At 71.3% G+C, this 20,793-nt stretch carries 11 protein-coding genes and 1 pseudogene; 4 read left to right on the plus strand and 8 right to left on the minus strand.

Annotated elements, in window-relative coordinates:
- Positions 1-100: 100 nt before the first annotated feature.
- Positions 101-5,851, plus strand: a complete 5,751-nt coding sequence (locus DVS28_RS10465; RefSeq protein WP_114591396.1) for a S8 family serine peptidase — start codon at positions 101-103, stop codon at positions 5,849-5,851.
- 70 nt (positions 5,852-5,921) lie between these two features.
- On the opposite strand, the gene DVS28_RS10470 is transcribed toward DVS28_RS10465, so the two are convergent.
- Positions 5,922-7,571 carry an acetolactate synthase large subunit gene (locus DVS28_RS10470; protein ID WP_114591397.1) on the minus strand — a complete coding sequence of 550 codons (1,650 nt, stop codon included), beginning with the start codon at positions 7,569-7,571 and terminating at the stop codon, positions 5,922-5,924.
- A gap of 136 nt (positions 7,572-7,707) precedes the next feature.
- On the opposite strand from DVS28_RS10470, the gene DVS28_RS10475 reads away from it, so the two are divergent.
- Complete coding sequence (locus DVS28_RS10475) at positions 7,708-8,652, plus strand: hypothetical protein (protein ID WP_114591398.1); 945 nt, start codon at positions 7,708-7,710, stop codon at positions 8,650-8,652.
- A 10-nt stretch (positions 8,653-8,662) separates the two neighbouring features.
- Here DVS28_RS10475 and DVS28_RS10480 read toward each other — a convergent pair whose 3' ends face one another.
- Together DVS28_RS10480 and DVS28_RS10485 are read right to left on the minus strand one after the other, a co-directional pair.
- Positions 8,663-9,469: an LLM class flavin-dependent oxidoreductase gene (locus tag DVS28_RS10480; protein ID WP_114591399.1), complete on the minus strand. Its 807-nt coding sequence runs from the start codon at positions 9,467-9,469 to the stop codon at positions 8,663-8,665.
- Positions 9,469-9,981, minus strand: coding sequence for a beta-class carbonic anhydrase (locus DVS28_RS10485; protein WP_114591400.1), 513 nt, complete (start codon positions 9,979-9,981; stop codon positions 9,469-9,471). Before DVS28_RS10485 ends, DVS28_RS10480 begins: the two co-directional genes overlap by 1 nt.
- A 168-nt stretch (positions 9,982-10,149) precedes the next feature.
- Here DVS28_RS10485 and DVS28_RS10490 point away from each other — a divergent pair, with 168 nt between their 5' ends.
- Positions 10,150-13,338: a S8 family serine peptidase gene (locus DVS28_RS10490; protein ID WP_114591401.1), complete on the plus strand. Its 3,189-nt coding sequence runs from the start codon at positions 10,150-10,152 to the stop codon at positions 13,336-13,338.
- A gap of 21 nt (positions 13,339-13,359) precedes the next feature.
- On the plus strand, positions 13,360-13,827 hold the full coding sequence (locus tag DVS28_RS10495) for a DUF1707 domain-containing protein (RefSeq protein WP_114591402.1): 468 nt from the start codon (positions 13,360-13,362) through the stop codon (positions 13,825-13,827).
- A gap of 259 nt (positions 13,828-14,086) precedes the next feature.
- On the opposite strand, the gene DVS28_RS10500 is transcribed toward DVS28_RS10495, so the two are convergent.
- The 5 genes and pseudogenes from DVS28_RS10500 to DVS28_RS10520 form a co-directional block, all read right to left on the minus strand.
- Complete coding sequence (locus DVS28_RS10500) at positions 14,087-15,295, minus strand: fasciclin domain-containing protein (RefSeq protein WP_114591403.1); 1,209 nt, start codon at positions 15,293-15,295, stop codon at positions 14,087-14,089.
- 160 nt (positions 15,296-15,455) lie between these two features.
- Positions 15,456-16,532 (minus strand): alanine/ornithine racemase family PLP-dependent enzyme, encoded by a 1,077-nt coding sequence (locus tag DVS28_RS10505; RefSeq protein ID WP_114591404.1) that lies wholly within the window; start codon positions 16,530-16,532, stop codon positions 15,456-15,458.
- A pseudogene (locus tag DVS28_RS29560) lies at positions 16,529-17,640 on the minus strand (N-acetyltransferase DgcN family protein). The gene DVS28_RS10505 and the pseudogene DVS28_RS29560 overlap by 4 nt, the downstream one beginning before the upstream one ends.
- A 150-nt stretch (positions 17,641-17,790) precedes the next feature.
- The gene (locus tag DVS28_RS10515) at positions 17,791-18,942 is read right to left on the minus strand and encodes a fasciclin domain-containing protein (protein ID WP_114591405.1); all 1,152 of its coding nucleotides are present in this window, start codon (positions 18,940-18,942) and stop codon (positions 17,791-17,793) included.
- 114 nt (positions 18,943-19,056) lie between these two features.
- Positions 19,057-20,736, minus strand: coding sequence for a molybdopterin-dependent oxidoreductase (locus DVS28_RS10520; protein ID WP_114594115.1), 1,680 nt, complete (start codon positions 20,734-20,736; stop codon positions 19,057-19,059).
- Positions 20,737-20,793: the final 57 nt, after the last annotated feature.

Genomic DNA, 20,793 nt, shown 5'->3' on the forward strand with positions numbered 1-20,793 from the left:
GGTATAGGTTCACCCAACTCCACGTCCGCCCGCCGCCTCGTGGACCCCGATCCGTTCGGGACTGGCAGTCGCCGTATTCCATGCCAAGGGGAGAGCTTGTATGACCCGTTTTCTGACCGTTCCGCGCTGGATCGGGGTCGCGGCCCTGATCGTTGCAATGGCGTTCGCGGGGCTGCTGGCCCCACCGGCGAACGCAGAGGGGGGTTCGGCACGAGCGTCGCTGGACGACGCCGAGGTCACACCGGCCGCCGTCGACAGCGTCCAGAGCTACGAGCGTCCTGGGGCCGTGGAGGACCTCGGACGTGGTGACGAGCCGCGCGTGTACCTGATCGAGCTGCAGGACCCCGCGGTGCCCAGCTACCGGGGCGGGAAGGACGGGCTGGCGGCCACGTCGACCAACGGCGAGAGCCAGCTGGACCGGGAGAGCCAGGCGGTGCGCGAGTACGAGGCGCACCTCGAGGCGACGCAGGAGGACTTCGCCAACCGGATGGACCGCGCCGCGGGACGTGACGTGGAAGTGGCCTACACCTACCAGTACGCCGTCAACGGTCTGGCCGCGACCATGACGCCCGACGAGGCCCGCCGTGTCGCGCAGGACCCCGAGGTGGCGCGGATCTCCCTGGACAAGGAACGGATCCTGCAGACCGACAACGGACCCGCCTGGTTCGGCGCCGACGACGTGTGGGGCGAGACCCCCCACCCGACCGGCAACGAGCCCTGCGTCGGCGCCTGCGGTGAGGGCATTGTCATCGGGACGATCGACACCGGTATCAGCCCGGCCAACCCCTCCTTCGCCGACGTCGGTGACGACGGCTACGACCACGAGAACCCGTTCGGGGCCGGCAACTACTTCGGTGTCTGCGACCCGGCCAACACCGAGCAGTACGACCCCGACTTCGTCTGCAACGACAAGCTGATCGGCGCCTACGGGTTCCTCGACCCGGGTGCGCCGGGCAACGCCGTCGACTACGACGGGCACGGCTCCCACACCGCCTCCACCTCCGGCGGCAACGTGCTGAACAACATCAGCGTCGACACCCCCTCCGGGCTGACCACTCCGCCGGTCACCATCGCCGGTGTCGCCCCGCACGCCAACATCATCGCCTACACCGGTTGCTGCAGCCTCAGCGGCCTGACGGCCTCGATCGACCAGGCCATCGCCGATGGTGTCGACGTCATCAACTACTCCATCGGTTCCTCGTCGGCATCCGCGCTGTGGGACGACTTCGACAGCGTGGGCTACCTCAACGCCCGTGCCGCCGGCATCAGCGTCGTGACGTCCAACGGCAACGCCGGCCCGCTGCTGACCACCACCGGTTCGCCCGCCGACGCCCCGTGGATCACCTCCGTCGGCGCGTCGACCCACAACCGCCACAACGGTAGCTCCCTGACCAACCTGACCAGCTCCAACGGGAACCTCCCCGACATCGCTGGCAAGGCGACCGCCGCCGGCATCGGCTCGCTGCCGATCGTGCACGCCGTGGACTACGGCAACGAGCTGTGCATCGAGGGCGGCTGGGATGCCGGAACCGACCTCACCGGCCTCATCGTCATCTGCGACCGCGGTGTCAGCGGCCGCGTGTCCAAGAGCCAGGCGGTCGCCGACGCCGGCGGCTCCGGCTTCGTGCTCATCAACGACGAGCTGAACGGTGGCTCGCTGCTGGGTGACGAGTACGTGGTGCCCGGCCTGTTCATCTCCTACGCCGACGGCCAGGCCCTGAAGGCGTGGCTGGACAACGGGGCGACCGATCACACCGCAGCCATCTCCGGCACGGTGATCGAGATCGGTGACGAGTACGGCGACGTGCTCGCGAGCTTCTCCTCTCGTGGCCCGAACCAGGCCGTCGACGTCATCGTCCCCGACGTGACCGCACCCGGTGTCGACATCCTCGCCGCGCTCGGCGCTGGCGCAGCGGAGAGCCCCGTCAACTACAACGACGTCGTGCACGGCTTCATCTCCGGCACCTCGATGTCCAGCCCGCACGTGGCCGGCGCGTCCGCGCTGATCCGTCAGGTCCGGCCCGACTGGACGCCGGCCGAGGTGCAGTCCGCGCTGATGACCACCGCCACCCCCACGGTCGTGACCCACGAGGGCAACGTCGCCAACCCCTACGAGCAGGGCGCGGGTCGTGCCCAGGTCGACCAGGCGGTCGACGCCGGCCTGCTGTTCGACGAGAGCATCGCCAACTATGAGGCCGCCAACCCTGCCGAGGGTGGTGACCCCAAGGCGATCAACATCCCCTCCTTCGCCAACTCCCAGTGCCTCGCGATGTGCGAGTGGACCCGGACCGCCAACGTCCCGGTCGGCACCGGCCTGCCGACCGGCGTGACCTGGACCGCCTCCACCGTCAGCGACGACGGGCTCGTGGTCGACGTCGACCTGTCGCCGGCGACCGTGTCGCCCGGCGACACCATGACCCTCACCGTCACCGCTGACGTCAGCGGCGCGGTGTCCGGCGAGAACCACTTCTCGCGCATCACCCTGACCCCGAGCGACGCGAGCATCCCCGCGGTCACCATGCCGTTGGCCGTCGTTCCCTCCGACAGCATCCTTCCGGGCGCGGTCGAGCTGACCACCCGGCGCGATGCCGGCTCGTGGCTGGTCGAGGGCCTGCAGGGCCTCGAGATCACCGACTTCACCGGGTCGGTGTCCGGCCTCGTCGAGGCCGACACCACCGAGATGGACCTCAGCCCCGACCCCACCAACGGCGACCCCTACGACAACATCGGTGACGGGACGGTCGAGGTCATCTGGGTCGAGGTGGCGGAGGGCTCGCGCCGGCTGCTCGCCGAGATCGTCGAGTCCGTCCCGCAGGACCTCGACCTGTTCGTCGGGTTCGATGCCGACGGTGAGCTCGACGTCGACGCCGACGAAGAGGTTGCCTTCTCCGCCAGCGGGACGGCGCTGGAGTCCGTGGCCATCGAGAACCCCGAGGCCGGCAGCTGGTGGGTGCTCGTGCAGCACTGGGACGGTGATGTCGGTCCGGCCTTGGTCGACACCGCCGTCGTTCCCGCTGAGGACCTCGGCAACGCCCACGTGGAGGGTCCCGAGACCAACCCGCTGGCGGAGCCGTTCGACGTCCGCGTCTTCTGGGACCTCGACGACGCCGCCCCGGGTGACCGGTTCCACGGCGTGATCGACCTGGGGACCTCGGCCACGACTCCCGACAACATCGGCTCGATCCCGGTGACGATCGTCCGGATCGAGGACGACGTCGCCAAGACGGCCGACGTCGAGACCGCAGCGCCGGGCGACACGGTGACCTACACCATCGAGGTGCAGCCCAACCTGACGCCGGAGGACCTGGAGTACGAGATCGTCGACACGATCCCGGACGGCATGACCTACGTGCCCAACTCCCTGACCGGACCGGACATGTCCTTCGACGACGTGTCCTACCGCAACGGCGTGATCACCTGGACGCCGACGGTCGAGAGTTCGCTCGGCGCGTCCGGCAGCTACGACATCACCACCAGCGCGACCGACCCGAGCTGTGTGTCGCCCCTGGGTGGTTACTTCGACCTTCGAACCGTGCCGATCATGCCGAATGCCGGAATCACCGGAGACACGAGCGTCTGGACGGTCGGTGGCGGAGCCCCCATCGACTTCCTCGGTCAGGGTTACCCCAGCCTCGGCTTCACCGATGACGGGTTCCTGGTCTTCGACTCGGCCAGCAACTACGGCGGACAGGCGTGGATCCCGCAGTCCCTGCCGGATCCCGACCTGCCGAACAACCTCCTGGCGATGCTGTGGGACGACTACGAAATCGTGTACGACCCCGCCGCAGACGACGCCGGTGTCTCCATCGCCAACCTCAACCAGGACGGTCCGGGCAGCGCCCTGCTCGTGGACTACCGGCACCTGCCGCCGTGGTTCGGCGACGACCCAGCAGGACCGGACTTCACCGAAGCCATCACCATGCAGGTGCTGGTGTGGCGGACCGCGGTCGACGGCCCGGGCAACCACGAGATCTTCGTCACCTTCGACGAGCTCAACTCGCTGACCAACCCGGTCACCACCGGATGGGAGAACGCCGGCGGTACCGCTGGCGGAGCCCTGTTCGACGCCGACCCCGCCACGGGCCTGACCACCGACACGGTGATCTGCTTCGACTTGGTTCCCGGTGCCGGTGTGCCGATGGCCATCAGCTACGAGGCCACCGTCGACGACGGTGTGGCCGACACCCACCTGACCAACATCGTCGACCACGTGACCGACAACCCGGGGGCCCAGCACGCGCTGACCGCTGACACGGTGACCGTCGGGGCTGCTGCACCGACCACCGTGACGGTCGAGGCGACGGGCACCCCCGCAACCACGACCACACCCGGCGAGTTCACCATCACCCGTGACGACCCGGCGTTCGACATCGTCGTCGACTACGAGGTGACCGGCACGGGCACGCCCGGTACCGACTACCGGCCCCTGGCTGGCTCGGTCGTCCTCGAGGCGGGCGAGACCACTGCAACCGTCGACGTCGACGTGATGGCGACACCCACCGCATCCAGGACAGTCGTCATGGACCTCCTGCCCGGCGCCGACTACGAGGTCGGCGACCCGTCGTCGGCCACCGTGACCATCACGGGTCGTTCCGCCGGCGGCGGCGGGGGCGGAGGGACACCGGGTGGTGTCCCGGCCGTCAGCGTCGCCGCTGCCGACGACACGTTCGTGTTCAGCCACAGCGGTGGGTCGTCGCTCGGCGCCCTCACCGTTGCCTACAGCGTCGGTGGCACCGCGATCCCCGGAGAGGACTACACGGCCCTTTCCGGCACCGCCACGATTCCTGCGGGCACCGACATCGTGTCGGTCCCGGTCGACTTCGCCGAGGACGCGACCGACGGCGCCACGGTGGAGGTGACCGTCATCGACGGTGACGCCTACGACGTCGGGACCAGCCCGACGGCAACGCTCGTCGCCTCCGGTGTCGAACCGCCACCCGGCCCCGCACCCGAGGGCATCGTCCTCGCTGGCGAGACCCGCATCGAGACGGCGATCGCCGTGTCGATGGAGGCCTTCCCCGAGGACGACAGCGCCGACGCGGTCGTGCTGACGAGGGCCGACGTGCCCTTCGACGCCCTGTCCGCCACCCCGCTGGCCGTCCGGCGCAACGGCCCCCTGCTGCTGACCCAGCAGGAGTCCATGCACCCCGCGACCATGGCCGAGATCGACCGTGTGCTTCCCGACGGCGGCACCGTGTACCTCATGGGTGGCACCGCTGCCCAGTCCGAGGACGTCGAGCTCGCGCTGACGGCCGCCGGCTACGAGGTGGATCGCCTGGCAGGACCCACTCGCTTCGAGACGGGCTTGGCCGTGGCCGAGGAGATCGGTGACCCGGAGGTCGTCCTCATCGCCTCCGGTGAGCGGTTCCCCGACGCCCTGTCGGCCGGCGCCGCGGCCGGTTCGGTGGACGGCCTGGTCCTCATCACCCCCGACGGCGTCGCCCACCCGGGCGTCACCGACTACCTGGCCGCCCGGCCCGACACCCCCACCTACGCCATCGGTGGACCCGCAGCCGCGGCGTTCCCCGGCGCCACACCGATCGTTGGATCCGGCCGTGAGGCCACCGCGGTCATGGTGGCCGAGGAGTTCTTCGACGGACCCGCCCGCATCGGGCTGGCCCGCGGGGACGACTTCGCCGACGCGCTCGCCGGTGGTGTGCACTCGGCGCTGAACGGCGGTCCGGTCACCCTGACGCCCAGCACCGAGCTGGCGTCGGTGGTGCAGGACTACATCTGCGCCAACGCCGACTCCCTCGAGCAGGGCTACGTCTACGGCGGTGATGCTGCCGTCAACCCGTCGGTCGTCACCGACTTCGTGGCGGCCGTGAACGGGGAGGGCTGCCCCGCCTAGGGGAGGCCACCCACAACCACGACGGGCCCGGCGCACATCGCGCCGGGCCCGTTGCGTTGTTCCGTCGACGTCAGTGGGGGAGCAGCTGCCCCAAGCGCTTGGTCAGCTTCATGTTCTCGCTGTAGTCGATCGGCACCACGATCACCGAGGGGCGGTCGGTGATCGCGAACGCCTCCTTGAGGGCCGGCCGGAACTCGTCGGCAGACTCGATGCGGACCGCGTGGGCCCCGAAGCCCTTCGCGACCGCGACCAGGTCGTTGTGGCGCATGGTCGTGTGGCTGGTCCGGCCGAAGTGGGCCTCCTGCTTCCAGGCGATCAGGCCGTAGGAGCTGTCGTCCCACACGACGTAGGTGGGAGCGACCTCGTACTGGAAGGCCGTGTCCAGCTCCTGGATGTTCATCATGAAGCCGCCGTCGCCCATCAGCCCGACGACCTTCTTGTCGGGGTGCACCAGCTTGGCGCCGATGGCCCCCGGCAGGGCGATGCCCATCGAGCAGAACCCGTTGGAGATGATGCAGGTGTTGGGCTCGTAGGTGGGGTAGTGGCGGGCTGTCCACATCTTGTGGGCCCCCACGTCGGAGATGAGGATGTCGTCGTCGGCCAGCTCGGCCCGGATGTCGTGCAGGGCTCGTTGCGGCTTGACCGGGAACCCGCCGTCGAGGGAGAACTCCTCCAGGATCTCGAACTCCAGCGTGCGCCGCATCCGCTCGAGCCGGTCCCAGCCCATGTCGCGGTGGTCGTCGGTGATGGCCTCGTTCATCTGCCACAGGGCGTTGGCCAGGTCACCCACCACCTCCACCTCCGGGCGGTAGTGCGCGTCGACCTCCGACGGCTGGAAGTCGATGTGGATGATCTGCTTGTGGGGGCCGACGTTCCACTTCTCGGGGTGCCACTCGGTGAAGTCGTAACCGACGGCGATCACGCAGTCGGCATCCTCGAACGCATCGATCACGTGGTCCCGCGCGCCCAGGCCAGCCGCGAACAACGACTGGGGATGCCGGTCGGAGATCGCACCCTTGCCCATGAACGTGGTCGTCGCGTACATGCCCGTCTCGTCGACCATGCGGTTGAGCTGGGTGGACACCCGCGTCCGAATGCAGCCGTGGCCGGCGAGGATGATCGGGCGCTCGGCGCCGGCCAGCACCTCCATCGCCCGGGCGACCGCTTTCTCCTCTGCAGCGGGTCGGCGGACCTTCATCCCGGGGATGATCGGCTCGTCGTCGATGTCGACCTTGGCCACGTCCTCGGGCAGCTCGATGTGGGTGGCACCGGGGTGTTCGGCCCGGGCGATCTTGAACGCCTTGCGCGTGACCTCGGTGATGTTCTCGGCGTCCCAGATGGTCTGGCTCCACTTGGTCACGGGTTCGAACATCCGCACGACGTCCATGGCCTGGTGGGAGTCCTTGTGCAGCCGGGTCGTGGCCCCCTGCCCCGTGATCACCACCAGGGGGGAGTTGTCCATGTCGGCGTTCGCCACACCGGTCATCAGGTTGGTCGCGCCCGGCCCGAGGGTGCCCAGGCAGACGCCCGGTTCCCCGGTCATGCGCCCGTAGAGGTCGGCCATGAACGCCGCGCCCTGTTCGTGACGGCAGATGATGAACTCGATGTCGCTGTCGAGCAACGAGATCATCACGTCGGCGTTCTCCTCGCCGGGCACGCCGAAGATGTACCGCACACCTTCCGCCTCGAGGCACTTCAGGAACAGGTCGCTGGCCTTCACGGGGACCCCTCTGGTCAGGTGTTGTGCTGTCGGCTGAGTCTCCGCCCGACCCGCCTACCGGTCAACGGTCGTCATCGGACGGTGAGGAACCCGGCACCGCCCGTCCGCAGTCACGACCGGTGCTACCGTCGAGTCGATGGGCGAACGGTCGGCGGCGCAGCAGGGGAGCGGACGCTGGCGCGACGGGACGGGCGGCCGCGTCCGGGTGGGGCTGGCGCTCGCCGTCGCCACGCTGCTGGTCGTCGGGTCGACACTGGTGGCTGCCCGTGCCCCCTCCGCACCCGTGGTCGCCCTCGCCGGCAGCCACGATCGTGCCGTAACCCCCGAGGAGGTGGGTCAGGCCCCGATCGCGCCGATTGCCACCGCCGAGCCGACGCCGACGGAGGCCTCCACGTCGGCCGCCCCCACGTCGGCTGCCGAGCCGACGACGACGCCGACGCCGACGCCCAGCCCGTCACCCACCCCGCCGGTCGAACCCGAGGAGCAGCCGGGGACCTTCGCGCCGGCGGTCGATCCGCAACCGAGGGAGGCGTTCGTGACGGGGTTCCAGCCGTTCGCGAGCGTGGCGGGCATCGTGCTGCACCATCCGGCCGACGTCGTGGAGCGGATCGGGTTCCACCAGTCCAACCACGAGGGTGCCCGCGACCTCGACGTGCTCGAGACCGCCGCCGCGCCACTGGTGCTGGAGTCACGCGACCGGCTCAGCGGGGAGCGCAGCGCCGCCGACGTCGTCGTCGACCCCGCGGGGGAGATCCGGTCGCCGGTCACCGGGACGGTCATCCGGGCGGGCACCTACACGCTGTACTGCGACCTGACCGACGAGTACGCCGTGATCGCCCCCGACGCCCAGCCGTCGTGGGAGGTCAAGGTCCTGCACGTCGTCGGCCTGCAGGTGGCCAGCGGCGACCGGGTCGAGGCCGGGGTGACCCCCCTGGCCGACCACGGCCACGTCCTGCCGTTCGCCTCACAGGTCGACGAATGGACCGCCGAGCCGTCGTGGCCGCACACCCACGTCGAGGTCGTCGACCCCTCGATCCCCAATCAGCCCAACCCCGGCAGCGGCTACGACGACTGCCCGTGACCCAGCGGGCTCAGGCTTGCCAGGGACCGGCGAGCACCCGGTCCCACGTCTCCTGCGGCGAACGGTCCTCCGGCCGGCAGCGTTCCAGCCACCAGGTCACCCCGGCATCGGCGTGGGCCGACAGGTCCTCCCCGGCCGCCGAGGTGCCCTCGTGCACCATCTCCATCGTCGTGGGGTCCTCGCGGTGCTCGGCGACGAAAGCGGCGACGTCCCGGAAGTCCTGGGGCGTCATGCCGCCGTCGGTGATCGGGAAGGCGCCGTCGAACCGGGCGGCCCGCTGCATCGGCTTGCGGTTGGGCCACACCCCGGCGACCCAGATCGGCACGTGGTCCTGCAGCGGCGTGGGCTGCTGCACCACCCCGTCGACGGTGTAGTGCTGCCCGGCGAACGACACCGGCTGACCAGCCCAGAACGCCTGGAGCAGCTCGAGGGACTCCTCCAGCATCGCGGCGCGGGCGCGTGGATCGGCCTCCTCGCCCAGCGCGTCGAACTCCACGGGATGCACCCCGAGGCCGACGCCCAGCACCATCCGCCCGCCGGACAGGTGGTCCAGGGTCGTGACCTCGCGTGCAACCTTCCACGGACGGCGCCGGGCCAGGGGCGTCACCATCGGGCCGATCCGCACGCGTTCGGTCACGGCGGCGATGGCGGCCAGCGCGATCCACGGGTCGACCATCGGGGGCTGACCGGTCCGGCCGATGTGATCCCAGACGAACACGCCGTCCCAGCCGGACTCCTCGGCGGCGACGGCAAGGTCGGCCAACCAGCCGATGTCGGCGTTGTCGCCGTGGTTGGCCACGGTCAGCCCATGACGCATCAGCTGTCCTCGAGCGGGATCAGCCGTCCGGTCGTCACGTCGTAGGTGTAGCCCTCGACCGTCGTGCCGTCGGCCAGCAGCCCGGGCGTGCGCAGCCGGGCGACGTCCTCGGCCAGTGCGTCGGGTCCGTTGGCGTACAGCGCGTCGGGCACCTCGGTCATGCCCGTCTCGCGCAGCTTGGCCGCCAGCGCCTCGTCGGTCCCGGCGTTCCCGCACTTCGTGTGGTGGATCACCGCGACCTGCCGGACGCCGAGGAGCCTGCTGGACACCGCAAGCGAGCGGACCGCATCGTCGGTGGCGCGCCCACCGGCGTTGCGGACCACGTGCGCGTCGCCGGCACCGAATCCGAGCGCCTCGCTCGGGACGATCCGGGCGTCCATGCAGGTCAGGACGGCGAGGCCCAGCCGTGGCGGGGCGTCCAGCCCCGGGTCCAGCGCGGGCGCCTCGGCGTTGCGGGCCATCAGGTCGACCGCGGCCGAGTCGTGATCGGGAGTGGAGGAGGTGAGGGACATGGGAGAGGGGGGGAGGAGTCGGGGACAGGGACCGTTCGGCAGTCTTCCACGCGGAAGGTGCCTTGCCCACGAGTGTCACCTGTTGAGCCGACAACACCGTCTGCAAGGTTTCCGTGACCGTGGGAGGAATGGCCTTCGCCACACGTCGGTCTGGCCGATGATGGGGGCGTGACGCGCACCACCACTGCCTTGGCCTGGGTCCTGCTCGCCGCCCTCGTGGTGCCCGGACAGGCCCTCGCGCAGGACCGGCCGGCGGCCGACGGGGTCGAGGGGATCATCGTCGTGCTCGACGGCTCCGTCGACGGCATCGACGAGGTCGTGGCCAGCGCCGACGGGGACATCGACGTCATCGCACGCGACACCCTGTCGGTGGAGGTCGACGACCCGACACGGGCGATCGGCGACCTGACCGGCGTCGACGGCATCGACCTGGTCGAGCCCGACTGGCCCGTCCGGCTGGCCGCGCTGCCTGCGCCCGACGATCCACGGTTCGGCGACCAGTGGGGGCTGGCCAACACCGGCCAGGCCGGCGGCACGGCCGGGGTCGACGTCGGTGCGCTCGAGGCCTGGGACCTGCTGGCCACCGGGGTCGTCGTCCCCGACGGCAGCGCCGGCCCGCTCGGCAACGACGTGGTGGTCGCCGTGTCCGACAGCGGCATCGATGCGTCCCATCCCGACCTCGTCGACCGGATGTGGCGCTCGAGCGGGCAGCTGGCCGGCTGTCCGGACGGGAGCGTCGGCTACGACTGGATCGACGACGGCTGCGCTGCCCCGTCCAGCAACGGCGACGGGGAGGGCCACGGCACCCACGTGGCCGGCATCGTCGCCGCGACCATGGGCAACGCCGTCGGCACCGCGGGGCTCGCACCGCACGCCCGGCTGCTCGACCTCCGGTTCCTCGACGCGGCCGGCAACGGCACGACCTCCGATGCGATCGCCGCGATCAACGTCGCCATCGATCTCGTCGAGGCCGGGGTGGACCTGCGCGTGTTCAACGCGTCGTGGAGCGGCAACGGCTATTCCTCCTCCCTGGCGCAGGCCATCGCCGAGGCCGAGGCCGCGGGCATCCTCCTGGTCGCCGCGGCCGGCAACGAGGGCGCCGACAACGACACGACCCCCACCTATCCCTGTGGCTACGCCGCCGCCAACGTCATCTGCGTCGGCGCGACCGATCGCAACGACAACGTGTCGTCGTTCAGCAACCACGGCACCATCAGCGTCGACCTCGGCGCGCCGGGCAGCGCCATCCACTCGACCGCACGAGGCGGCGGGACGACCGTGATGAACGGCACCTCCATGGCCGCCCCGCTCGTGGCGGCCACCGGTGCGCTGCTCGCGGGCTGCGGGGTCGACCTCGCCGACATCCGCACTGCGATCCTCGGGGGCGTCGAACCCGTCGCGGGACAAACCGACGCCTGGGCGACTGGAGGCCGGCTCGACCTGGCCGAGTCCGTCAGGCTCGCTGGCTGTGACGGCAGCCGGATCGCCGCACCGGGCGCCCCCGGACCGAACTTCGTGGGTGGAACCGGTGACGTCGTCACCTGGCAGCCCGGCGGTGCTGACCGCTTCGCGGTGGAACGCACGGCCGTCGGCGGCAGCACCTGGACCACGGTCGCTGACGGGTTGACCGAGGCGACCGCTGACCTCTCCGCCCTCCCGGAGGGCAGGCTGGCCCTTCGGGTCCGCGGCACGCTCGAGGCCACCGGTGCGACGGCGCTGTCCCCCGTGGCCACTCCCGTGGTCATCGACCGGACCGCCCCGTTGGCCCCCCGGATCGACTTCGACCGTGCCGGCGTCCTGCTCGACGGGACCACTTGGTACCCGGCAGGCACGTCAATGCACGTCGAGGCCACCGACCGGCTGGCGCCCGACACCTCCGCCGGCAGCGGTGTCGAACCCCACGACGTCCTGCTCGACACCCACGGCCCCGTGGGCGAGGTGCAGGTGGCCGACCGGGCCGGCAACGTCTCGCCGCCCACCGACCCCGGTGCCGCAGTCGACGCGGCCGCGCCCGTGGTCGAGATCGTCGGGTGTCCCACCGACGCCGTGGAGCAGGACGCAGCCGTCAGCGTCACCGTGACCGCCAGCGACATCGGCTCGGGGCTGGACCTGGACCCATCCGGGACGCGACCGCTGTCCACCGATACGCCGGGTCCGCACGAGCTGGTGGTCGAGGCACGGGACCACGTCGGATCCAGCACCACGGCGTCGTGCAGCTGGACCGTCAGCAGCGCCGATGGGACGCCGCCGACCGACCCGCCCCCTCCACCACCCGGTCCCGCGCCGCCGCCACCGAGCGGCGGTGGCGCACCACCCGCGCCTGCCCTGAGCGAAGAGCCGACCGAGGAGCCGGAAGAACCCGCGGCCGCGCCGCCGACGGAGCCGACATCCCCCGACAGCGTCGAACGGGTCGACGACCCGTCCCCGCTCGCGGCCGCGACCAGCATCTCCCGCCTCCGCTTCGCCGACGCCGACGCCACCCGAGCGGCCGCTGACGGACGCCCGGCCCAGCACGCGGTCCTCGTCCGCGACGACGCCTTCGCCGATGCGCTGGCCGGCGCATCGCTGAGCGGAGATGGGCCACTCCTGCTGACCGACGGCACGACCCTGTCGACCGAGACGGCCGAGGAGCTGCGGCGGGTCCTGCCTGCCGGAGCGACCGTCTACCTCCTGGGCGGGGTCGGGGCGCTGTCGGCCGAGGTCGAGGACCGGGTGACCGCGCTCGGTTACCTGCCCGTCAGGCTGGCCGGGGCGACGAGGGTCGAGACGTCGATCGCCGTGGCCGACGAGCTGCTCCGCCTCGGCAGCAGCCCCGCCCGTGTCATGCTGGCCCGCGCCGACGGGCCCGCCGACAACCCCACGGCTGCATGGGCCGACGCCGTCAGCGGCGGTGCACACGGCGCCAGGACGGGCACACCGGTGCTGCTCACCCCCAGCGCCACCCCGCACCCGGCGGTGATGGACTGGCTGGCCGACCACGGCGCCGCGCCCGTCCTGCTCGGCGGCACGGCTGCCCTGTCGGACGCCCACGACGAGCTGGCCGGCGCCACACGTGTGGAGGGTCCCGACCGGGCCTCCACGGCGATCGCCGTCGGCGAGCGGCTCTGGGGCGTCGCGAGCCCCTTCGCCGCGGTCACCGTGATCGGTGGCTGGGACGTGGACGGCTGGGCTCGCGGGCTGGCCGCCGCTGGCCTCGCCGCCGACAACGACGCGCCGCTGGTGCTGGTCGGCGACGACGTCCTCCCGGCATCGACCGCGGCCGCCACGCGGTGCGCGACCCTCTTCCTCGTCGGCGGGACCGACACCATCTCGGCTGGCGTCGAGGCGTCGATGCGGGAGGCGTGTCCGACGCAATAGCCGCCCGTTAGGCTGGCCCGGATGTCCGATGCCCAGCAGCAGCCCCTCCCCGACGGCGTTCCCGAGGTCCGGATCGGTGACGCCGAACGCGACCGGGTCATCCGCGACCTGCAGGCCCACTACCGCGACGGCCGGCTCGGCCTCGGCGAGTTCGAGGACCGGGTCGAGCAGGTTGCCGCCGCGCGGACGGCCAGCCAGCTGGACCACGTCCTCGTCGACCTGCCGGTGCTGCAGGACGGGCAGCCGGTGACGACCCAGCCTGCATCGACGGGTGTCACGGGAGCGGACACACGCTCGGGCCTGTCCGCGGCCGACCGCAACGCCGTGGTGCGTCTGGCGGTGCTGTCGGTGTTCTTCGTCGTCCTGTGGGCCGTGACCAGCGGGGTCGGCAGCCACTTCTGGCCGATCTACCCCATCCTCGGCATCGGCATGGGCACGGCGTTCCAGGTGTTCTCCGCCGACGAGGACGACGACACCGCCGAGTCCTGACCGAGTCCTGACCGGACCGGCCACCGCCCGCCCTGACCCGGCCGGCCGGCCACCGCTCGCCTGACCCGACGCGTGTCGGGTGTTGGGCCGCCCGTCGAAGGAACCCGACAACCGGTCGCGGTTCCGCCCCCGCCGAACCCGACGCGTGTCGGAAACGGGGCCGCCCGTCGTGGATACCCGACACGCGGTCGGTGCCGAAAACGCCGAACGGGTCGGCCGTCCCGGAGGACGACCGACCCGTTTCCGGAAGGACCGGGTGCTAGCTGCTGGGCAGCAGCACGGAGTCGATCAGGTGCACGGTCGCGTTGGCGGTCTGGACGTCGGGGACGACGATCTCGGCCTGGCCAGCGACGGTCGTGCCGTCGATGGTGATGGTCTCGCCGGTGAAGGTCTCGTAGTCACCGGACAGGTCAGCGGAGGCGATGCGCTCGCCGACGATGACGTGCAGGCCGAGGACCTGGGTCAGCAGACCGGACGGGTCGTCCAGCGCAGCCTGCAGGGTGGCCTCGTCCAGGGCGGCGAAGGCGCAGTCGGTGGGAGCGAAGACCGTGAGGGCCTCAGCGGAGTTCAGGGTGTCACCCAGGCCAGCCGCACCAACGGCGGTGACCAGGGTGGTCAGGACCGGGTTGGAGGAAGCGGCGGTGGCGACGGGGTCGTCGGCCATGCCCTCGAGGGTGCCCTCGGACTGGCCACCCTGGACGGCGGCGACGATGGCGTCGGTGTCGCAGACGGTGGAGGAGTCCGCCGCAGCGGCGGCGTCGGTGCCCTCTTCGGTCATGGCCTCGTCGGTCATGGCCTCGTCACCAGCAGCGCCGGAGACGCTCGGCGGCACCAGGACGGTGTCGATGAGGTGCACGGTGGCGTTGGCGGTCTCGATGTCGGGGACGACGATCTCGGCCTGGCCAGCGACGGAGGTGCCGTCGATGGTGATGGTCTCGCCGGTGAAGGTCTCGTAGTCACCGGACAGGTCAGCGGAGGCGATCTGCTCGCCAGCGATGACGTGGAAGCCGAGGACCTGGGTCAGCAGACCGGTCGGGTCGGCAAGGGCCGCCTCGAGGGTTGCCTGGTCGAAGTTGGCGAAGGCGCAGTCGGTGGGAGCGAAGACCGTGAGGGCCTCAGCGGAGTTGAGGGTGTCGACGAGGCCGGCCTCGGACACGGCGGTGACCAGGGTGGTCAGGACGGGGTTGGAGGAGGCGGCGGTGGCGACGGGGTCGTCGGCCATGCCGGCCAGCGTGCCCTCTTCGGCACCGCTCTCGACGGCGGTGACCAGGCCATCGGCGTCACAGATGGTGGAGGAGTCGGCCGCGGTGGCCTCCTCCGTCATCTCTTCGTCCATGGCGGCCTCGGTGGCCGTTTCGGAGGCGCCTGTGGCGGTCTCCTCTGAGGAGTCATCTGCTGCACAGGCTGCGGCGACCACGGCAAGGACCATGACCAGGAGCAGCGTGCGGAGCTTGAGCATCGAACGCATGTTGCGTTGCCTTTCATCGGGTGGGGGCACAGCAGGGCTGGCCCGTTCGGGGATCTGGCGGCAGGCGGTGCGCAGCCGGAGGGGCGTTGCGCTGGCGGCGCCTGACACCACTGGTTCGGACGCGGTCCGAGGATGGATTGGTGACCCCGAGAAACTTTTCCTACGCCGGTAGGAGGGCCCGGCCCATGAACCGCCTGGCCACGAACGGCGAGGTCATCGCGCGGACGAGCGCGCCGTACCCCAACCCGAAGGACAGCTGGCTGCCCACCACCAGTGGATGGGCGGTGCGCACCAGGAGGTGGTCGCTGCTGCAGCCGATGACGGCCACGCCGTCGGGCGGGACCAGCCCCTCGGGATCGATGTCCTGTCGACCGATGGCAAGGATCGACTGGGCGATGGGCCCGCAGTCCAACGGCGCCTCACCGGGACCGTTGGCGGTCTCGCCCCGGCGTCCCCACGGCGCCGACGGCTTCATGCCCGACTCGATGACCTCTGCGACCAGCGTGAACGCGTCCTGGTGGAGTCCGGCGATCGGGCGTCGGTCCAAGGGGTCCCTGCCGAGCAGCAGGGCCTCACCCAGGCGCAGGTCGTTGACCCGTCCGACATCCGGCGTGTGCAGCGCCCAGGACAGGTTCGCGGAGTTGCCGCCCGACACGACCTCCAGCGGATGGCCGAGGGTGGTCTCGCAGTCACCGACCAGCCGGTCCAGCACCGCCATGTTCACCTCGTCGGGCACCACCCCGTTGCGACAGGCGAGGTTGGCGCCGAGGCCGCGTACCTCCAGGTGCGGCAACGACATCGCGCAGGCCAGGACCGCGGGCAGGTCCTCGGGCATGATCCCCTCCCGCAGGTCACCGAGCTCCACCGCGAGGATCACCCCGTGATTCCGACCCGAACGACCTGCCGCCCTCGACAGGCAGGCAAGGATCACCGGTTCGGTGTTGAAGCTGGTGTCGGCCCACGCCACCACCCGAGCGGTCTCGCTGGCCATCGGGGTGCGCAGCTGGGTCGCCGGCGCGGCAACCCCGGCCCGTCGCATCGCCGCCAGCGTGGCAACGCGGGAGTCGGCAAGCCCCCGGGCACCGCCGGCCAGCATCGCCTCGACGATCGGGATGCTCCCCCGAACGGCCTTAGTCACCGCCGTGACACCGATGCCGCGTCGCTCGAGGCGACTGACGAGCGAGGCGGTGTTGTCCTCGATGTGGGCCAGGTCGATCTCCAGCCGCGGGGCCCTCACCCGGTCCCGGCCGGCACCAGCGGTCGAAGGGTCGGGAAGGCGGTGACGACCATGGTGACCAGGTCCTCCACCGGACGGGTCAGCGCATCGGTGACCGGGATCGACAGCCGACGTTGGAAGTCCACGATGGCGGCGCTGATCTCGTCGTCCGACAGGCGCTCGTGGTTGATCGTCATGCCGATCACGGTGGTGTCGGCGAACGCCTGGATCAGCGCGATCTCGCTTTCAGGGGTCGGCATGGCCACGTCGGGGAAGTCGCTGAGGACCGTCCGGCCCGGGGCGTGCTGGAGGATCACGCCGTCCGGACGGCTGCCGCGCAGCATCATCGTCGAGGGCCAGGGTGGCTCAGCGCACCCTGGCCCTCGACGATGATCACGTCGGGGGACGCGGACCGGAAGGCGTCGAGCACGACGCCCTCCATCTCGCCGATGCCGAACTGCGCCGGGATTGCATCCAGCGCGATCCCGAAGCGGGCTCCCTGGATCAGGCCCGTCTGTCCGGTGCTGACCATGACCGCGTGGATGCCCGCGTCCCGGAGCGCGTCGACGAGGATCGTCGCGGTGGTCCGCTTGCCGATGGCGCCGTCGGTGCCGAGGACCGCGATCACCGGGCAGGTGACCTCCTCGATCCGGCCGGTGAACATGCGCAGGTCCTTCGTCGCCCGCGGCCGGCGGATGTCACGGATCTCCACCTCGTTGGCGATGGCGGCACCAGCGAACTCGGGGTCGTCGTTGAGGAACTCGTGCAGGCCGTTCACGAGGTCGAGTCCGGCGGCGATGGCCGCCAGCAGGACCGTGCGGCTGGCCGCGTCGAGCAGCCCGCTGGACGGCGCGACACCGATGATCATCGCGTCGGGTCGTGTGCCCGTCCGAGCCACCTCGAGGTCCAGGGCCTCCTGCAGCGAGGCGACGACGGGGATGCCGTTGGCGCGACCGTCCAGCAACGTGCCGGCGTCATGTCCTGCCTGCCCGCTGTCGATGACGCTCAGTACCTCGTAGGTCTCGCTGTGGCGCACGAGGCCGTTGGCGGTCTTGCCGTCGATCCCGCCGAAGTGGTGGTCGCAGTAGACGACGGCGGTGGGTCTGGGCAGGGGGATGGGCGTGGACAAGCTGGCTCCTCGGCTCGAGAGCGCGGAGGCGACAGGATCGAGACAGCCAGAAGATGGCCGAGGGTCAGCGAGGAGTCTCCACTGGGGGAACAGCCAACAGTAGCCGTTCGGCCGCTGGGGCCGTCGGCCGGTTTCCCCCACCACACGTGGTCAGCCGGCGGGCAGCAGGACCCGGTCGATCAGGTGGACCGTGGCGTTGGCGGTCTGGATGTTCGGCACGACGATCCGGGCCTGGCCGTTGAGGGTCACCACGTTGTCCTCGACGGTGTAGGGCAGCGGTGGCCCGGCCACGGTCGGCAGCTCGCCGCCGCCGAGCTGGTCCAACGTCAGCCGTCCCTGCACGACGTGGAACTGCAGGATTCGTGCGAGCAGGCCCTGGGGGTCGGCCATCGCCGCCTGCAGGGTCGAGGGGTCGAGCATCGCGAACGCGCAGTCGGTGGGCGCGAACACCGTCAGGGCGTCGGCGCTGTTGAGCGTGTCCACGAGGTCGGCGCCCACGATCGCCTCGACCAGCGTGGTCAGCACCGGGTTGCTGGACGCGGCCACCGCAACGGGGTCGTCGGCCATGCCGACGATGGTGCCGTCAGCCGGGCCGGCGTTGATCGCCGCGGTCAGCGCAGCGGTGTCGCATGCGGCCGTCGAGTCGGGTGGGCCCGTCTCGACCGCCTCGACCTGCACGGGGCCCTGGACCCCGTCGGGCACGATGACGTGGTCGACGAGGTGGATCGTCGCGTTGGCCGTCTGGATGTCGGCCACCTGCACCGTCGCCTGTCCCGCGAGGACGATCCGGTCGCCCTCGCGGGTGTAGGGGATCGTGCGGCCGGTGAAGGTCGTCAGCTCACCGCCGGTCAGCTCGGCGGACCCCAGCCGTTCGCCCGGCACGATGTGGGCACCCAGGATCTGCGTCAGCAGCCCGGCGGGGTCGGCCAGGGCCGCCTCCCGCAGCTCGGGGTCCAGCATCTCGAACGCGCAGTCGGTCGGCGCGAAGACCGTGACCGCCTCGGCGTTCTCCAGCGTGTCGGTCAGCTTCGCGGTGGCCGCGGCCGCCACGGCGCGGGACAGGACGGGGTTGGCCATGGCGGCCGTCATGACGGGCACCTCGGCCATGGCCTCGCGGCTGCCGTCCTCGTCAGCGAGGTCGATCGCCGACTCCACGCCTTCGGCGGTGCAGACCGTGGTGCTGTCCACGACCGCGGTCCCTGTGGGCTGCAACGGCGCCTCGGGAGCCGACGAGCACGCCGCGAGGACCACCATCCCCACCAGGAGGAACAGTCGCAGACGCTGGTGGGGGCTGGGGGGCATGGGCGCTCGGAGGTCGGATGCTCCGTGGGGCCTACCGCGGAGGAGAGGGGAATGGTGGGCGTCCCGGCGCCGGGGCACAAGTCCGCAGCCCGGCCGCCGCGACGTCCCCTCGGATCAGGCGCCCTCGGCGACGGTGACCAGCAGCGTCATCCAGCCGGACGCGCCGTTGGGGAACGGCGGCTGACGCTCCTCGGTCTGCACCTCGCCGTTGGCGTTCGTGGCGCGGACCGTCAGCCGGTGCGACCCCGGGGTGGCGTCGGACCAGGCCCAGCGCCACTGACGCCACGTGTCGGCGTTGGCCTCCAGGGCGAGCTCCGCCTCGTTCCACTCGCCGTCGTCGACGCGGATCTCGACCTTCTGGATGCCGACCGTCTGGTCCCAGGCAACACCGGCGACGACGACCTCGCCGGGCGCAACACGCTCCAGCGGGGCAGGCACGTCGATGCGGGACTGCGTCTTGATGGGGGCTCGTTCGTCCCAGCCCCGCTGCACCCAGTACATGTCGAAGTCGGCGAAGGTGGTCAGCTCGATCTCGGTCAACCACTTGGTGGCCGAGACGTAGCCGTAGATGCCGGGCACGACCAGACGCGCCGGGAACCCGCGCTCGGCGGGCAGCGGCTGGCCGTTCATCAGCAGTGCGACGATGGCGTTGCGGCCGTCGGTGGCGACGTCGACGGGGAACCCGCCGGTCCAGTCGTCGACCGAGCGGCCGACGACCTGGTCGGCACCGGCCTGCACACCGGCTTCCTCCAGCAGGTTGGCCAGCGGCACGCCGGTCCAGCGGGCGCTGGACACCAGGTCGCCACCGACCTCGTTGGACACACAGGTGAGGGTGATGTCGGCTTCCATCAGGTCGGGGCGGCGCAGCAGCTCCTCGTAGCCGAACTCCAGCTCCTGGTCGACCATGCCGTGGATCCGCAGCGACCAGCCGTCGGGGTCCACCCGCGGGACCACCAGGGCGGCATCGACCCGGTAGAACTCGTCCTCGGGTGTGACGAAGGGGGCGAGGCCGTCGATGCCGAAGTCCACGCCGTCGGGCAGCGGCGGCAGCGGGCTGTCGACCTGTCCGAGCGCGCGTTCGGTCGCGCTGCCGACGGCGTCGGGGCTGGCCGACGTGGCGCCGGCGATCTCGCTGGCGATCGATGCCCGGGCGGCCTCGACGGCCTGACCCTGGCGGCCGGCCAGCGTGCGACCACCGATGGCCGCCGCAGCTGACGCCAGGGCGACGCTGCCGGCAAGGCCCAGGAAGACCCGACGGTCGGCGGCACCGGCGCGCATGCCGTTGGACCGGTTCTCGGTGCCGGTGCTCGCAGACGGCTGGTCCCCGGTCGGGTCGTCGGTCGCCGGTGCGGGGTCGGTGGACGCTGCCGCAGCCTTCCGCACGAGGAGGCCGAGCAGGGCCACGCCGACCACGGCCGTGACCACGCTCGGCACGCCGTCGGTGATCGAGGTCTGGAACGCGGTCGCCGCGATCCCGACCAGGCCGAGTGCGACGACGCCCGCCGCTGCGATGCGGAAGCGGGTCCGGGCAAGCGCACCGAGCACCCCACCGAGGATCAGCACGAGGGCGAGGGTGCCGCCGATCAGCGCCGGCTTGTCGTTGCTGCCGAGGTTCTCGATGGCCCAGCGCTCGACCGGGCCGGGAACGAGGTCGATCACCGACAGCCCCACCGCCTCGACGGGCGAGGTCCAGCCCGGGACGATCCCCGCGGCCAGCTCACCGGCGGCAAGGGCCGCGACGGTGGCGAGCAGCCCGGAGAGGACGGCGGAACGGCGTGGGGTCAGGAGGCGCATGTCACCCACCAGTTCGTCGCCGACCGTCGCCCGGATGGCCGTCGGCTCAGAACCGGG

This window comes from Euzebya pacifica (assembly GCF_003344865.1).
In the GTDB taxonomy this organism is placed as follows: domain Bacteria; phylum Actinomycetota; class Nitriliruptoria; order Euzebyales; family Euzebyaceae; genus Euzebya; species Euzebya pacifica.

Bases quoted from the DNA above. Each gene is read 5' to 3' on its own strand.
- DVS28_RS10465 (WP_114591396.1), top strand. From the start codon at position 101: ATGACCCGTTTTCTGACCGTTCCGCGCTGGATCGGGGTCGCGGCCCTG.
- DVS28_RS10475 (WP_114591398.1), top strand. From the start codon at position 7,708: ATGGGCGAACGGTCGGCGGCGCAGCAGGGGAGCGGACGCTGGCGCGAC.
- DVS28_RS10480 (WP_114591399.1), bottom strand. From the start codon at position 9,469: ATGCGTCATGGGCTGACCGTGGCCAACCACGGCGACAACGCCGACATC.
- DVS28_RS10485 (WP_114591400.1), bottom strand. From the start codon at position 9,981: ATGTCCCTCACCTCCTCCACTCCCGATCACGACTCGGCCGCGGTCGAC.
- DVS28_RS10495 (WP_114591402.1), top strand. From the start codon at position 13,360: ATGTCCGATGCCCAGCAGCAGCCCCTCCCCGACGGCGTTCCCGAGGTC.
- DVS28_RS10500 (WP_114591403.1), bottom strand. From the start codon at position 15,295: ATGCGTTCGATGCTCAAGCTCCGCACGCTGCTCCTGGTCATGGTCCTT.
- DVS28_RS10515 (WP_114591405.1), bottom strand. From the start codon at position 18,942: ATGCCCCCCAGCCCCCACCAGCGTCTGCGACTGTTCCTCCTGGTGGGG.
- DVS28_RS10520 (WP_114594115.1), bottom strand. From the start codon at position 20,736: ATGCGCCTCCTGACCCCACGCCGTTCCGCCGTCCTCTCCGGGCTGCTC.